Origin of the sequence: Deinococcus ficus, from assembly GCF_003444775.1 — a bacterium.
Classification (GTDB): Bacteria; Deinococcota; Deinococci; order Deinococcales; family Deinococcaceae; genus Deinococcus; species Deinococcus ficus.
This window is the reverse complement of the sequence record NZ_CP021081.1, coordinates 454,991-468,782: the sequence shown is the minus strand read 5'-3', so window position 1 is coordinate 468,782 and position 13,792 is coordinate 454,991. Positions and strand designations below refer to the sequence as shown.

12 protein-coding genes are annotated in these 13,792 nt (G+C 69.8%); 5 read left to right on the top strand and 7 right to left on the bottom strand.

Annotation, left to right across the window (positions count from 1 at the left end):
• Positions 1-33: 33 nt before the first annotated feature.
• From DFI_RS20920 to DFI_RS02310, 5 genes are all read right to left on the bottom strand, one after another.
• Positions 34-1,770, bottom strand: coding sequence for a hypothetical protein (locus tag DFI_RS20920; RefSeq protein WP_162899069.1), 1,737 nt, complete (start codon positions 1,768-1,770; stop codon positions 34-36).
• Entirely contained in the window at positions 1,767-2,198 is a 432-nt protein-coding gene (locus DFI_RS02325; RefSeq protein ID WP_043778486.1) for an ExbD/TolR family protein, read from the bottom strand. The genes DFI_RS20920 and DFI_RS02325 overlap by 4 nt, the downstream gene beginning before the upstream one ends.
• Positions 2,195-2,872: a MotA/TolQ/ExbB proton channel family protein gene (locus DFI_RS02320; RefSeq protein ID WP_043778484.1), complete on the bottom strand. Its 678-nt coding sequence runs from the start codon at positions 2,870-2,872 to the stop codon at positions 2,195-2,197. Before DFI_RS02320 ends, DFI_RS02325 begins: the two co-directional genes overlap by 4 nt.
• A 124-nt stretch (positions 2,873-2,996) precedes the next feature.
• On the bottom strand, positions 2,997-4,433 hold the full coding sequence (gene aspA / locus DFI_RS02315; RefSeq protein ID WP_022800293.1) for an aspartate ammonia-lyase: 1,437 nt from the start codon (positions 4,431-4,433) through the stop codon (positions 2,997-2,999).
• A 59-nt stretch (positions 4,434-4,492) separates the two neighbouring features.
• Positions 4,493-5,824, bottom strand: coding sequence for an anaerobic C4-dicarboxylate transporter family protein (locus DFI_RS02310; protein WP_027463315.1), 1,332 nt, complete (start codon positions 5,822-5,824; stop codon positions 4,493-4,495).
• A gap of 268 nt (positions 5,825-6,092) precedes the next feature.
• On the opposite strand from DFI_RS02310, the gene sufC reads away from it, so the two are divergent.
• The 4 genes from sufC (at position 6,093) to DFI_RS02290 (ending at position 10,881) form a co-directional block, all read left to right on the top strand.
• On the top strand, positions 6,093-6,848 hold the full coding sequence (gene sufC / locus DFI_RS02305) for a Fe-S cluster assembly ATPase SufC (RefSeq protein WP_022800295.1): 756 nt from the start codon (positions 6,093-6,095) through the stop codon (positions 6,846-6,848).
• Positions 6,849-6,941: 93 nt separating this feature from the next.
• Complete coding sequence (sufB, locus tag DFI_RS02300; RefSeq protein ID WP_022800296.1) at positions 6,942-8,348, top strand: Fe-S cluster assembly protein SufB; 1,407 nt, start codon at positions 6,942-6,944, stop codon at positions 8,346-8,348.
• A gap of 3 nt (positions 8,349-8,351) precedes the next feature.
• The gene (sufD, locus tag DFI_RS02295) at positions 8,352-9,704 is read left to right on the top strand and encodes a Fe-S cluster assembly protein SufD (RefSeq protein ID WP_027463314.1); all 1,353 of its coding nucleotides are present in this window, start codon (positions 8,352-8,354) and stop codon (positions 9,702-9,704) included.
• Between the two features lie 499 nt (positions 9,705-10,203).
• Positions 10,204-10,881 carry a hypothetical protein gene (locus DFI_RS02290; RefSeq protein WP_027463313.1) on the top strand — a complete coding sequence of 226 codons (678 nt, stop codon included), beginning with the start codon at positions 10,204-10,206 and terminating at the stop codon, positions 10,879-10,881.
• 71 nt (positions 10,882-10,952) lie between these two features.
• On the opposite strand, the gene DFI_RS02285 is transcribed toward DFI_RS02290, so the two are convergent.
• On the bottom strand, positions 10,953-11,369 hold the full coding sequence (locus DFI_RS02285) for a pyridoxamine 5'-phosphate oxidase family protein (protein ID WP_027463312.1): 417 nt from the start codon (positions 11,367-11,369) through the stop codon (positions 10,953-10,955).
• A gap of 165 nt (positions 11,370-11,534) precedes the next feature.
• Between DFI_RS02285 and lpdA the strand changes: the two genes are divergently transcribed.
• The gene (gene lpdA, locus DFI_RS02280; protein WP_027463311.1) at positions 11,535-12,941 is read left to right on the top strand and encodes a dihydrolipoyl dehydrogenase; all 1,407 of its coding nucleotides are present in this window, start codon (positions 11,535-11,537) and stop codon (positions 12,939-12,941) included.
• Between the two features lie 75 nt (positions 12,942-13,016).
• Here lpdA and DFI_RS02275 read toward each other — a convergent pair whose 3' ends face one another.
• Complete coding sequence (locus tag DFI_RS02275; protein WP_027463310.1) at positions 13,017-13,712, bottom strand: hypothetical protein; 696 nt, start codon at positions 13,710-13,712, stop codon at positions 13,017-13,019.
• Between the last annotated feature and the right edge of the window lie 80 nt (positions 13,713-13,792).

The following is a 13,792-nucleotide window of genomic DNA, read 5'->3' as shown; positions in this document are numbered from 1 at the left end:
TGGCCCACCCGCGTAAAGGGGCCCCTGCACGCCTCAGTTCTTCAGGAAGATCACGCGGCAGGCGTCCCCTGCCGCCAGGAACGCCCGAGCCGCCGCGGCGTTCAGTGTGGCGTCCACCAGCACCCCCGACTGGGGCGCGAAGCGGCTCGCCTGCACGCGGCTGGCCTTCACGCGCGTCACGTCCGCCGCCAGCACGCCCAGGTCCCGCAGCCGGGCCTGAATGGCGGCGTCCGTGGTGTACGACTCGCTCAGGCCCAGTTCGTTCACCAGCGCGGAACTCACGCCCCGCACCTTCTCCGGGTCCGGCCACAGCGGCGTGCCCGGCTGGCCCTCCGCGAAGATCGAGTTGCTCATGTCCCGCTGAAAATTCCCCAGGCCGCGCACGTCCACGATCACCGCGCACTTCCCGGGCTCCGGTTCGGCCGCGGCCGGGGGCGCCGGGGCGGGGCTGCCCCCTCCCCCGCTGCCGGAGCCGTCACCACTGCCGTCTCCGTCGCCGGTGCCGCCCGGTCCTCCGGGACCACTGCCCGGACCGGCCGGCCCGGAGCCACTTCCGCCGCCATTGCCGGTGCCGCCGGTGCCCGTGCCCGGCGCGTCGCCCGGGGCCGCACCTCCCCCTCCGGACCCGCCGCCTGGGTCTCCGGTGCCTGGACCGGGCGGCGTGGGGGACGGGTCGGCCCCGCCCGGGGGGCCTCCGGCGTCGCCGGGGGGATCCGGGTCCGGGGCGGGCGAGGGCGATGGGGCGGGCACAGGAGTGGGGGCAGGTGCTGGCGTCGGCGCCGGGGTGGGGGCTGGCGTTGGTGAGGGCGTGGGAGAGGGCGCTGGTACGGGGGGAGGGGCCGGTGCTGGCGTCGGGGCCGGCGAAGGAGCAGGCGTGGGATTCGGAGTGGGCTCGGGGGCCGGCTCCGGTGCCGGGGTGGGAGTCGGTTCTGGGGTCGGCTCAGGGTCAGGGGTGGGCGCCGGCTCCGGTTCGGGGTCCGGCAGGGGTGCGGGGGTCGGCTCGGCGGGGGGATCGGGTTCGGGCGGGGGCGGCAGGGAGGCCAGGTCGCCGGCTGGCTCCGGGTCCGGCAGGGACTCCTCGGGCGTCGGCAGGGGGTCCGGCGTGGCCTCAGGCAAGGTCTGCTCTGGCACAGCCTCGGGTTCCGGTGTGGGGTCGGCGGGCAGGTCGGGCAGCGGCTCCGGGACGGGCTCCGGGACGGGCTCCGGGGCCGGGACGGCCGGCGCCGTGGGGGCTGCCGGGCTGCTTTCTGTGGCCGGGGTGGGGGCTGCGGCGGGCGCGGGCGTGGCCGGGGGTTGCGGGGCGGGGTTACGGGCGCCGGTGGGGCCGGCGGAGGGCGCAGGGGCGCTGCCGGCGGGCGTGGCGCTGCGGGCGGTGCCGGGACGTCCGCCGGGCGCTGCGGCGGCGGGCTGCGGGGCCGGCGCTGGGTTGGGGCGGGGCGCTGGTGCAGGGGTCGGCGGAGGCGTGGTGGGGCGCGGCGGGGTGGGCGTCGGCCGTTCGGGCGGGGGATCGGCCGGGTCCGGTTCGGGCGTGGGCGCCTCTGGGATGGGTGCCGGGGGCGGGTCCGGGGGGAGCAGCGCCACGACCTCCAGGGGCGGGCGGGGTGGCGTGGCGGGTTTGGGTGCCGTGCGGGCCTGGGGGTCCAGGCGGGTGAGGAGGCCCAGGAGCAGCAGGGCGTGCAGGGCCACGCTGGCGCCGGCGGCCCGCTGCCGGTCGCGGCGGGCCTGGGGGTCCGGGTCCGGCCGGGCCGGGGTCCGGGGCGGGCGGGTCATGGGGTGGCGCCGCTGGCGGCGGGGAGGCGGGTGCCGAGGGCGAGACGGGTGCCGCCGGCGCGGCGGATCACGTCCATGACTTCCACGACGGTGCCGTACTGGCCGTTCTCGTCGGCGCGCAGGCCGACCACGCCGCCGGACGCCTGCGCGAGGGGCCGCAGGCGGGCGCCGAGGCTGGTCAGGGGGGTGGCCTCGCCGTTCAGGTAGACCTTGCCGGCGGGGTCCACGCTCACGATGGGCAGGGCGGGGCTTTCCTTCACGGCACTGCTGGCGCGCGGCAGGTCCAGGGGCAGGGCGGTCTGGCGGGCGCCGAGGCTGCTGGTGAGGAAGAAGAAGATCAGCAGGAGCAGCACGATGTCCACCATCGGCGCGAAGTCGAAGGTGACGGTCTCGCCGCCGTCGCGCATGCGGCGCCGGCGGGCGCTCATCGGGCGGCGCCTTCCAGGACGGCGGGGCGCAGGGGTGCGGCGGCCCGGGCGGGCTCGGGGTGGGGCGCGGCGAGCCAGGTGGGGAGGTCCTCGCGGACCTGTTCGGCGTGCAGGGCGATGCGGTCGGCGCGGGCGCGCAGGGCGCCGCGGGCGACGTACGCGAGGATCGCGACGATCAGGCCGCCGGCGGTGTTGATCAGGGCCTCGCTGATGCCCTGGGCGAGCTGCGCGGGGGTGGGGCTGGCGGTCTGGCCGAACACCAGGAAGGAGCGGACCATGCCGATCACGGTGCCCAGCAGGCCCAGCAGCGGGGCGACCTGGGCGGCGGTGCCGAGGGCGCTCAGGCCGGCGTACAGGCGGCCTTCCTCGGCGAGGAGGGTGGAGGTCATGGCGGAGGCGGCGGCGTCGGGGCCGCGGTCGGCGCGGCTCAGGCCGGCGCGCAGGACGTTGGCGGCGGGGGTGTGGTTGCCGCTGCGGTCCACTTCGGCCAGCGCGGCGTGGGGGCCGCTTTCGGCGGTGACGGCCCGGGCCCGTTCGGTGAGGGTGCGGGGGTCGGCGCTCAGGCGCGCCAGGGCCTGAGCGCGCAGGGCACTCAGGTAGACCACGTACAGGGAGAGGGCCAGCAGCACCCACAACAGCGGTCCGGCGGCGCGGATCAGGTCCAGGACGTTCACCGTTCACGGGTAACACGGGCGGGGGTGGCAAGCGTGAAAGGACCGTGCGGCGCCCTCATGTGGCGCGCGGGGAACGGGTCAGGGCCGCGCGGCCCCAGTGCGGCGCGGCCCTGCGTGGGGGGGCTCAGTGGGTGCTGGCGGGTTCCTGGCGCGCCTGGAGCAGTTCGGCGCCGCTGATGCCGGGGCTGGTCATGTTGTAGGGGTTGAGGATGACGTCCAGTTCGGCGGCGGTCAGGGCGCCGCTTTCCAGCACGACGTCGCGGATGGGCCGGCCGGTGTCGATGGCCTGTTTGGCGAGGCGGGCGGCGGTTTCGTACCCGACGTGGGGGTTGATGGCGGTGACCACGCCGACGCTGCTTTCCACGTAGGCGCGCAGGCGGTCCTCGTTGGCCCTGAGGTCTTCGAGGAGGTGCTTGCGGAACACGGTGAAGACGTTGGTCATCATGGTGATGCTCTGGATCAGGTTGAAGATCAGCACGGGTTCCATGACGTTCAGTTCAAACTGCCCGGCTTCGCTGGCGAGGCACACGGTGGTGTCGTTGCCGATGACCTGGAAGGCCACCTGGTTGACGACCTCGGCGATGACGGGGTTGACCTTGCCGGGCATGATGCTGCTGCCGGGCTGCCGGGCGGGCAGGTGCAGTTCCCCGAAGCCGCAGCGGGGGCCGGAGGCCATCAGGCGCAGGTCGTTGGCGACCTTGCTCATGTTCATCATGCAGACCTTGAGCATGGCGCTGACCTCGGTGTAGCCGTCGGTGTTCTGGGTGGCGTCGATCAGGTCGTCGGCGGACGTGATGGGGTGGCCGCTGAGGTCGGCGAGGTGCTGCACGACCGCGCGGATGTAGGCGGGGTCGGCGTTCAGGCCGGTGCCGACGGCGGTGGCGCCCATGTTCACCTGCCGCAGGTGCGCGCCGGTCAGGGCGATGCGGTCGATGTCGCGGGCGAGCACGCGGCGGTACGCCTCGAATTCCTGGCCGAGGCGGATGGGCACGGCGTCCTGCAGGTGGGTGCGGCCCATCTTGATGACGTGGTCGAACTCCTTCGCCTTGCGGGCGAAGGTGGCTTCGAGGTCGCGCATGCTGGCGAGCAGGTTTTTCAGTTCGTCCAGCACGGCGATGTGCATGGCGGTGGGGAAGGCGTCGTTGGTGCTCTGGGCCATGTTCACGTGCGTGTTGGGGCTCAGGCGCGCGTAGTGGCCTTTGTGGTCCCCGAGGAGTTCCAGGGCGCGGTTGGCGAGGACCTCGTTGGTGTTCATGTTGATGCTGGTGCCGGCGCCGCCCTGGATGGGGTCCACCAGGAAGTGCGCGTGCCACTGGCCGGCCATGACCTCGTCGGCGGCGCGGGCGATGGCGTCGGCGAGTCCGGCGTCCAGGTTGCCGGTTTCGGCGTTGGCGAGTGCGGCGGCTTTTTTCACCAGGGCCATGGCGCGGATGAGGGAGGGGTGCAGCCGCAGGCCGGTGATGGGGAAGTTCTCGATGGCGCGCAGGGTCTGGATGCCGTACAGGGCGTCCTGGGGGACCTGTTTTTCACCGAGGAAGTCTTTTTCGAGGCGGTAGGTCATATCTGTCTTCCTTTGGAGCGGGGGGTGGGCCGCGGCAGCTCCGGTGCGGCGGGGGCGGGTCAGAACAGCAGGGTGGCGAGCAGGAAGCCGGTGCTGATGGTCACGACGGTGGCGACCAGCCCGGGGAGCATGAAGCTGTGGTTCAGGAGGTACCGGCCGATGCCGGTGGTGCCGGTGCGGTCGAAGTTGATGGCGGCGACGACGGTGGGGTAGTTGGGGATGAAGAAGTACCCGTTCACGGCGGGGAACATGGCGATCATGAAGGGTGCCGGGATGCCCAGGGCGATGCCCAGCGGTGCGAGCGCGCGGATGGTGGCGGCCTGGCTGTAGAGCAGGATGCTCATGACGAACAGGGCGATGGCGAACACCCAGGGCTGCGTCCTGACGAGGCCTTCCACGGCGCCCTTGAGGGAGTCGATGTGCGCGGCGATGAAGGTGTCGCCCATCCAGGCGATCCCGAAGATGGCGATCACGGCGGCCATGCCGGCGGGGAACACGCTGCCCTTGACGACGTCCTCGGCCTTCACGCGGCACAGCAGCAGCATCAGGGCGCTGGCGCTGAGCATGATCATCTCGATGGAGTACGGCATGCCCAGCGGCACCAGGGCGGTGGGGTCCTTCAGGTCAGGGACCAGGGGGCGCAGGGCGGGCACCGAGCCGACCAGCACGATGGCGAGCGCGGCGGCCAGGAAGATCCTCACGCTGGTGCGGGCGCTGGCGGGCAGGGCGGGTTTCTGGGTGTGCGGGGCGACGGGTTCGATCTCACCGCGGTCCAGGCGCTCTTTGTAGGTGGGGTCGTCGTTCAGTTCGCGGCCCTTGCGGAACACGGCCAGCGCGCCGGCCATCACGCCGACCAGGGTGGCGGGCACGCACACCTTGAGGATGTCGAAGAGGCTGATCTCAGGGTTCTGCGCGGCGAGCAGGCCCAGCAGGGCGACGGTGGCGGCGCTGATGGGGCTGGCGGTGATGGCCTGCTGCGAGGCGATCACGGCGATGCTCATGGGGCGTTCGGGGCGGATGCCGGCCTCGCGGGAGACCTCGGCGATGACCGGCAGGACCGAGTAGGCGGTGTGGCCGGTCCCGGCGAACAGCGTGAACAGATAGGTGACGAGCGGGGCCATGAAGGTGATGCGCGAGGGGTTCTTGCGCAGCAGCATCTCGGCCATGCGGACCAGCCATTCCATGCCGCCGGCGGCCTGCATGGTGGCGGCGGCCGTGATGACGGCCACGATCATCAGCATCACGTCGATGGGGGGGGAGGTGGGGTTGAGTCCGAACACGAAGGTGAGCAGCGCCAGGCCCAGGCCGCCCATGACCCCCAGACCGACCCCACCCAGACGCGCGCCGATGAGAATGGCGCCCAGTACGACCACGACCTGCAACAGAACCATAAACGACTCCTCTGGTCATCGGGGCCGAGGAGGGTCGCCGGGCGACAGAGTTCTGGTGGGCCCGCTGCGCGATCAGGTCGGCCTGATCGATGTGGCTGGAGCATAGGCTTCGCGGCCGGGGCTGCTGTCCCAGGGTGCGACTGGGGCAGGAACACCCGGGGGCAATCCACAGTGGGGTACTCAAGTTTCGGCTAAGATGTGAAGGCAAAACAGGAACCATTCCTGAAAAGGAAGCGGCCTGAAACCCCAACCCCCCCAAGGAGAGCGCATGACCCACCAGCTCGAAATCCGCAACCTGCACGCCAAAGTCGGCGACACCGAAATCCTGCGCGGCATCAACCTCGTGGTGCCCCGCGGCGAACTGCACGCCATCATGGGGCCCAACGGCAACGGCAAGAGCACCCTGGCCAAAGTCATCGTCGGCGACCCCGAGTACACCGTCACCGAAGGCGAGATCCTGGTGGACGGCCAGAACATCCTGGAGATGGAACCCGACGAACGCGCCCGCCTGGGCGTCTTCCTGGCCTTCCAGTACCCCGTCGAGATCCCCGGCGTGACCATCGCCAACTTCCTGCGCCTGGCCATGCAGGCCCGCAAGGCCGAAGGCGAGGAAGTCTCCTTCACCGAGTTCTACGGCAAGCTCCAGAAGGCCCTCGCGACCCTGGAATGGGACGAGAGCATCGTCGAGCGCTACCTGAACGAGGGCTTCTCCGGCGGCGAGAAGAAGCGCAACGAGATCCTTCAGATGCTGATGCTGGAACCCAACTACATCATCATGGACGAAACCGACTCCGGTCTCGACGTGGACGCGCTGAAGATCGTCGCCAAGGGCGTGAACAGCATGCGCGGCGAGAGCCTGGGCGGCCTGATCATCACCCACTACCAGCGCCTGCTGGACTACATCGTCCCCGACAAGGTCCACATCGTCCTGAACGGCCGCATCGTGGAATCCGGCGGCCCCGAACTCGCCAAGAAACTCGACACCCAGGGCTATGACTGGGTCAAGGAACTGGCGACCGCCTGAGGCGCACGCGGCGGCAGGTGAAAGCGGCCCGCCCGCGTCCCGTGACCGCGCCCCGGCCCGATCTCGCCTTCCGCCCACCCCCAAGGAGAGCACATGACCGTCAATCCTGAAGCCAGTGAAATCAACACGACGTACGAGTACGGGTGGAGCAACCCCGAGAAGTACGCCATCAAGGCCCCCAAGGGCCTGAGCCGCGAAGTGGTCGAGATGATCAGCAAGGCCAAAGACGAGCCGCAGTGGATGCTCGACTTCCGCCTCAAGGCGCTGGACATCTTCTACAGCAAGCCCATGCCCGAATGGGGCGCGGACCTCTCCGGCCTGAACCTCGACGAGATCTACTACTACATCAAGCCCGAAGGCTTCAACGCCCGCAACTGGGACGACGTGCCCGAGGACGTCAAGCAGACCTTCGAGCGCCTGGGCATCCCCGAGGCCGAACGGGCCGCGCTGGCCGGCGTGGGCGCGCAGTACGAATCGGAAATGGTATACCACAACCTCAAGGAGGAGTGGGAGAAGCTCGGCGTGGTGTTCCTCAGCATCGAGGACGGCCTCAAGGAGTACCCGGAGCTCTTCCGCGAGCACTTCGCAACCATCGTGCCGCCCGAGGACAACAAGTTCGCGGCCGTGAACAGCGCCGTGTGGTCCGGGGGGTCCTTCGTGTACGTGCCCAAGGGCGTCAAGGTGGACATCCCGCTGCAGACGTACTTCCGCATCAACGCCGAGAGCAGCGGGCAGTTCGAACGCACCCTGATCATCATCGACGAGGGCGCGCAGGCGCACTACATCGAGGGCTGCACCGCCCCCGCGTACAGCTCTGACAGCTTCCACAGCGGCGTGATCGAGATCGTCGTGAAAGAAGGTGCGCGCTTCCGGTACAGCACCATCCAGAACTGGTCGCACAACGTGTACAACCTCGTGACCCAGCGCGCCGCGGTGTATGGCAACGGCGTGATGGAGTGGGTGGACGGCAACCTGGGCAGCAAGGTCACCATGAAGTACCCGGCCTGCTACCTGCTGGAAGAAGGCGCCCGCGGCGAGGTGCTGAGCATCGCCATGGCCGGCCGCGGTCAGCACCAGGACGCCGGGGCGAAGATCGTGCACTTCGCGCCCTACACCTCGGGCACCATCGTGTCCAAGAGCATCAGCAAGGACTCGGGGCGCAGCAGCTACCGCGGCCTCGTGAAGATCTACGAAGGCGCGCGCGGCAGCAAGACCAACGTGGAATGTGACGCCCTGCTGCTCGACGAGGAAGCCCGCACCGACACCTACCCCTACATCGAGATCGAGGAGAAGGACGCCAGCGTGGGCCACGAGGCGACCGTCAGCAAGATCAACGACGAGCAGATCCTCTACCTCCAGAGCCGCGGCCTGAGCGAGGACGAGGCCGCCGGCCTGATCGTGCGCGGCTTCATCGAACCCATCGCCAAGGAACTCCCCCTGGAGTACGCGGTGGAACTCAACCGCCTGATCGAACTGGAAATGGAAGGGAGCGTCGGGTAAGGCATGACCAAATTCAACGAACAACTCGCGCAGGCCGGCGGCCCCGAGTGGCTGACCGCAAAGCGCAGCGAGGCACTGAACCTGTTCAACACGCTGGGCGTGCCCACCGAACAGGTCGAAGCCTGGAAGTACACCCGCGTGGACGTGGACTTCGAGAACCTCCGCCCCCACGCCAAGCGTGACGTGATCACCGACACGGCCCGCCTGCCGGCCAGCGTGCAGAAGCGCCTGAGCAGCACCGACGCCGGAGCGTTCCTGGTGTTCGACGGGCCGGACGTGGTGTACCGCACCGAACTGCCGGCCGCCCTGACCGCGCAGGGCGTGATCTTCACGGACCTGAAAACGGCCGTGGAACAGCACGCCGACAAGGTGCAGCAGTACCTGTACAGCGTGGTGCCGGCCGAAGTGCCGGACGACACCACCATCGCCGCGCCCGGCACCACGCCCAGCAAGAGCCCCGACCCCAGCGAGGGCAAGTTCAGCGCCCTGGCCGCGGCCCTGTGGACGAACGGCGCGTTCGTGTACGTGCCGCGCGGCGTGGAAGTGGACCTGCCGCTGGGCGCCTTCCGCGTGATGAGCGAGGCCGGCACGTACACCGCCACCCGCACGCTGGTGGTCGCCGAGGAGAACGCCCAGGTGACGTTCATCGACGAGCAGGACAGCGAGGAGTTGCCCGGCACGTACGCGATCGGCGCGGTGGAACTCGTCGTGAAGACCGGCGCCCGCCTGCGGTACGTATCCATCCAGAACTGGGGCAAGGGCGTGACGCACATCCAGCGCCAGCGCGGCGACGTGGAGAAGGACGCCACCCTGAACAGCCTGGTCGTGACCATGGGCGGCACGCTGTCCCGCACGGAAATGCAGTCGTACCTGCGCGGCACCGGGGCGGACAGCGAGATGCTGGCCCTGTACTTCGCGTCGGACGACCAGCACTTCGACCACTACACCCTGCAGCACCACGCGGCCGCGCACGCGCACAGCGACCTGCTGTACAAGGGCGTGAACAGCGACGAGTCCGTGGGCGTGTTCAGCGGCATGATCAAGGTGGACCTGAACGCCCAGAAGACCGACGCGTACCAGAAGCACCGCACCCTGATGCTCAGCAGCGAGGCGCGGAACTTCAGCGTGCCGCAGCTGGAAATCAACGCGAACGACGTGCGCTGCAGCCACGGCAGCACCACGGGCCCGGTGGACCAGGAGGCGCTGTTCTTCCTGCGCTCGCGCGGCATCCGCAAGGAACTTGCCGAGAAAATGCTGGTCACGGCGTTCCTGGAGGACGTGCTGTCCCGGGTGCCGCTCGAGAGCGTCGTGAAGTACATCGAGGGGATCATCGCGGAGAAGGTCGGCGCGGCCTGATCGTCGTGCGGGTCCGGGCGGGCGGCTTCCTTAGGGAGCCGCCCGCCTTCTTTTGTGCCCGGAACCGAAGCGGATGAGCCGGCCGCTCAGGTGAAAATGAGAGGGCGGCCTGTCCCTGTCGTGCCCGTGCGCGCCACGCATGAGGTGAAGTTCTCATTCAAGCTTGGGGCCGGCGGAGTATGGAAAGGCCATCAGGTCACGTTTGAGGGTGTGCGTTCCTCCCGCCTGCTGAGATCTGCATGAGTGGCTGCTGAATCCGATGGCCCCTCCATGCGGGTTTGCCTTCAGGCCGCCCAAGACGCTCTTGAGATTCTGGTGGGAAGGCCCACAGGAAGCGCAGTTAAGGTTTTCTCAGGTCCGCTCCGCCCAGCCCACCGGCCCGCACCGCAAGGTGCGGCACGGTCGCTGCGGCGGCAGGAGCGGCCATCACCCGGCCCCGCCCGAACAAAGTGGCCCACGCGGCCCACCTGGGGCCGGGTCGACCACCTGGAGGAACGTCATGAACCGAACCGCCACTGCTCTCCGGACCATTTCCCTGGGCCTGCTGCTGCTGAGCGGCGCCACTCTGGCGCAGGACACCCCGCCGACCACACCTCCGCCCACCACGCCCCCCACCGAGCCGGCGCCGCCGCCCACCCCGCCCACGGAGACCCCGCCCGCGACGGACCCAGCTCCGACCACCCCGGCCGAACCGGCGCCCGCCACGGCCGCGCCCGCCTCCCCTACCCTGGCCCCACTGACGGGCGAGCAGCCGCTGAAGACGGTCACCACCGTGCTGGGCCAGGCCGTGATCTACGCCGGGACCGTGAAGGACGTGCTGCCCCGCACGCTGGAGCAGCTGAAGGCCGAGGGGTACACCGTGCAGAGCCAGACGGACACCGGCGCCACCCTGCAGAAGGACGGGCAGACCGTGCAGCTCAGCGTGCGGCAGCAGCTGGGCGTGGTGACCGTCAGCCTGTCGCGGGCGCTGGCCTCTGCCGGTGCGGCGCCGACCAGCGCGGAACCGACCAGGGAGCCGGCCAGCCCGGCCACCGAGACGGAGCCCGCGGCCCCCGCCGAGCCGGAAGAGCCTGCCGAGCCCGGTTCCGACGCGCCGGCCGACCCGGCTGCTCCGGCGGACCCGGCCACGCCGCCGACCGATCCTGCGGCGCCCCCCACCGCCCCTCAGACGCCCTGAGGGAGACGCACTGAACGTCAGGCGGCCTGTCCCCCGGTGGGGCAGGCCGCCTCTCTTCATGGCTGCGGTGCTCAGAGCTCGATGTGGCCGTCGTCCTCGCCCCACCACTGGATGCGTTTGGCGTCCACGACCAGCATCACGAGACCCTCGGTGTCCAGGCCGTCCTTGAACCACTGGCGCAGTTCGTCGTGCCAGTGGTCTTTCATGACGCGGCGGTCGGTCAGCACGCGCGCCTCGCCCTGCACGGCCACGAACAGGAATCCCTTGTCGGCACGGAAGTTCAGCTGCACGTGGTGGTTCTCGCTGATGTCCCTGACCATGCGGGAGTCCGCCCAGGTGAAGAAGTAACTGGTGCCGTCGTACTCGACCTCGCCGTTGTTGCTCATGGGGCGGCTGGCGAGGCGGCCGTAGCTGCTGACGGTGGTGAGCATGCACAGGTCCATGCCGCGCATGCGCCGGGCGAGGTCTTTCATGGCTTGGGTCGTCATGCCCCAGCGTAGTCAGGGCAAGCGGGCTGAACGGGCAGTGGGGCTTGGGCAGAACTTCACCCACGCAGGTCGGGGGTTCTGGACGCGGGCTGTTCCTGTGCGGGGAACGCAGGCGCGCGCGGCGACAGTCGGTGCGGGGGGCGGGTGGTACGCTCGGTGGTGGTTATGGAGACGTTTGACGTTCTGGTGATCGGCGGCGGCCCGGCGGGCTACGTGGCGGCAATTCGGGCAGCTCAGCTGGGGTTCAGGGTCGCGTGCGTGGACGCCTTTACCCGTGACGGAAAGGCCAGTCTGGGCGGCACCTGCCTGAACGTGGGCTGCATTCCCAGCAAGGCCATGCTGGATTCCAGCGAGAAGTACGAGATGCTTCAGCACGACTTCGCAGACCACGGCATCACGGTGCAGGGCGCCAGCGTGGACCTCGGGAAGATGCTGTCCCGCAAGGCGGGCGTGGTGGATAAGCTCACGGGCGGAATCGCGTACCTGTTCAAGAAGAACAAGGTCACGAGTTTCCACGGGTACGGCCAGTTCGTGCGGCAGGACGGCGACGCCTGGGTGGTGGACGCCGCCGGCACGGAAGTCAAGGCAAAGCACGTGATCGTGGCGACCGGCAGCAACCCCCGCGCGCTCCCGCTGGCGCCCTTCGGCGGGCACGTGGTGGAGAACAGCGGCGCGCTGGCCTTCGAGCAGGTGCCGACGAAACTGGGCGTGATCGGCGCGGGCGTGATCGGCCTGGAGCTCGGCAGCGTGTGGCGCCGCCTGGGCGCGCAGGTCACGGTCCTGGAGGCCCTGCCCGGCTTCCTGATGGCCGCCGACGACGCCGTGGCGAAAGAGGCCCTCAAGCAGTTCCAGAAGCAGGGCCTGGAATTCCACTTCGGCGTGAACATCAGCAAGGTCGAGCAGAGTGACGGTGGCGTGAGCGTCACGTACACCGAGAAGGAGCAGGAGGTCACGGTGACCTTCGACAAGCTGATCGTGAGCATCGGCCGCGTGCCGAACACCGACGGTCTGGGCGCGGACAGCGTGGGCCTCGCGCTGGACGAGCGGGGCTTCGTGAAGGTGGACAGCCACTACCGCACCAACCTGCCGGGCGTGTACGCCATCGGCGACGTGATCGGCGGCGCCATGCTGGCCCACAAGGCCGAGGAAGAGGGCGTGGCCCTGGCCGAGATGCTGGCCGGGCAGGCCGGGCACGTGAACTACGACGTGATTCCCTGGGTGATCTACACCAGCCCCGAGATCGCTTGGGCCGGCCTGACGGAGAAGCAGGCCAAGGCGCAGGGCCTGCAGGTGAAGACCGGGCAGTTCCCGTTCAGCGCGAACGGCCGCGCCCTGGGCCACGGCGACCCGCGCGGCTTCGTGAAGGTCGTCGCGGACGCGCAGACGGACCGCCTGATCGGCGTGCACATGGTCGGCGGGAACGTGTCGGAGCTGATCGCGGAGGTCGTGGCGATCATGGAGTTCGGCGGCAGCAGCGAGGACCTCGCCCGCACCATCCACGCCCACCCCACCCTGAGTGAAGTGGTGAAGGAAGCCGCGCTGGCCGCGGACAAACGCGCCCTGCACATGTAAGACGCGCTCACGCGAACGCCGCCCGCTGCACTGGCAGGGGCGGCGTTCTTCCGTCTTGCAGACAGGGCGGACAGGTCAGCGGGTGTAGCCCAGCATGATTTCTCCCTTGCTGGTCACGTTGCGGATCATGCTGTTGCGCTCGTACGTCAGGACGATCTGGCCGCTGCCGAGCAGCCACAGGTTCAGGGTGCCGTTGATGCCGCTGAACGTCTTGATGTCGTTGCCGCGGATCTTCCACTGGAAGCCGCTGCGGACGTCCAGGGTCCGGTCGGTGGGGTTGGGTTTGAAGGCCGCGATCTTCGCCGTGAAGCCCTCGGGGGTGGTCATGTCCCCGCTCCGCAGGTCGATGCTCACGCCCTTGAGCACCCCGCCCAGGCCCGCCACGTCCCCGAACATCACGCGGGCGCTGTCGCGGGTCACAGGCAGCCGCACGGTTTTCGCGGTGGCGACCAGGGTGGGCTGGAACACCAGGTACCGCTTGAACTCCTCGCGGGAGATGCCCAGGCGTTCGTTGTACTCAGGTGTAGCGCCGCGGGACACCTCGGCAATCAGGTCCTCGTAGGCGGCGCGGTCCCCGCCGACCGTGGCGACCCGCCGGCCGAGTTCCACGCTGGCGAGCGTCACGCCGCGCGTGAGCACGGTGGCGCTTTGCCCGGGCAGGGGCAGCATGGCGGCCAGTTTGCCCTGCCAGCCGCCGGGCAGGGGACTGGGTGCCGTGGCGGCCAGGGCCGTCAGGGTCAGCAGGGGAAACAGGACGGGTGCCGCCTTCATCGCGACTAAAGCTTAGGGCGGCACGGTGAGAATTGTGGTGGTTTGCGCCTCAGGAAGGCGCTTTTTCAGGTCAGCTGCCG

Coding starts and splice junctions, on each gene's coding strand:
- DFI_RS20920 (WP_162899069.1), bottom strand. CDS start 1,770: ATGACCCGCCCGCCCCGGACCCCGGCCCGGCCGGACCCGGACCCCCAG.
- DFI_RS02325 (WP_043778486.1), bottom strand. CDS start 2,198: ATGAGCGCCCGCCGGCGCCGCATGCGCGACGGCGGCGAGACCGTCACC.
- aspA (WP_022800293.1), bottom strand. CDS start 4,433: ATGACCTACCGCCTCGAAAAAGACTTCCTCGGTGAAAAACAGGTCCCC.
- DFI_RS02310 (WP_027463315.1), bottom strand. CDS start 5,824: ATGGTTCTGTTGCAGGTCGTGGTCGTACTGGGCGCCATTCTCATCGGC.
- sufC (WP_022800295.1), top strand. CDS start 6,093: ATGACCCACCAGCTCGAAATCCGCAACCTGCACGCCAAAGTCGGCGAC.
- sufB (WP_022800296.1), top strand. CDS start 6,942: ATGACCGTCAATCCTGAAGCCAGTGAAATCAACACGACGTACGAGTAC.
- sufD (WP_027463314.1), top strand. CDS start 8,352: ATGACCAAATTCAACGAACAACTCGCGCAGGCCGGCGGCCCCGAGTGG.
- DFI_RS02290 (WP_027463313.1), top strand. CDS start 10,204: ATGAACCGAACCGCCACTGCTCTCCGGACCATTTCCCTGGGCCTGCTG.
- DFI_RS02285 (WP_027463312.1), bottom strand. CDS start 11,369: ATGACGACCCAAGCCATGAAAGACCTCGCCCGGCGCATGCGCGGCATG.
- lpdA (WP_027463311.1), top strand. CDS start 11,535: ATGGAGACGTTTGACGTTCTGGTGATCGGCGGCGGCCCGGCGGGCTAC.
- DFI_RS02275 (WP_027463310.1), bottom strand. CDS start 13,712: ATGAAGGCGGCACCCGTCCTGTTTCCCCTGCTGACCCTGACGGCCCTG.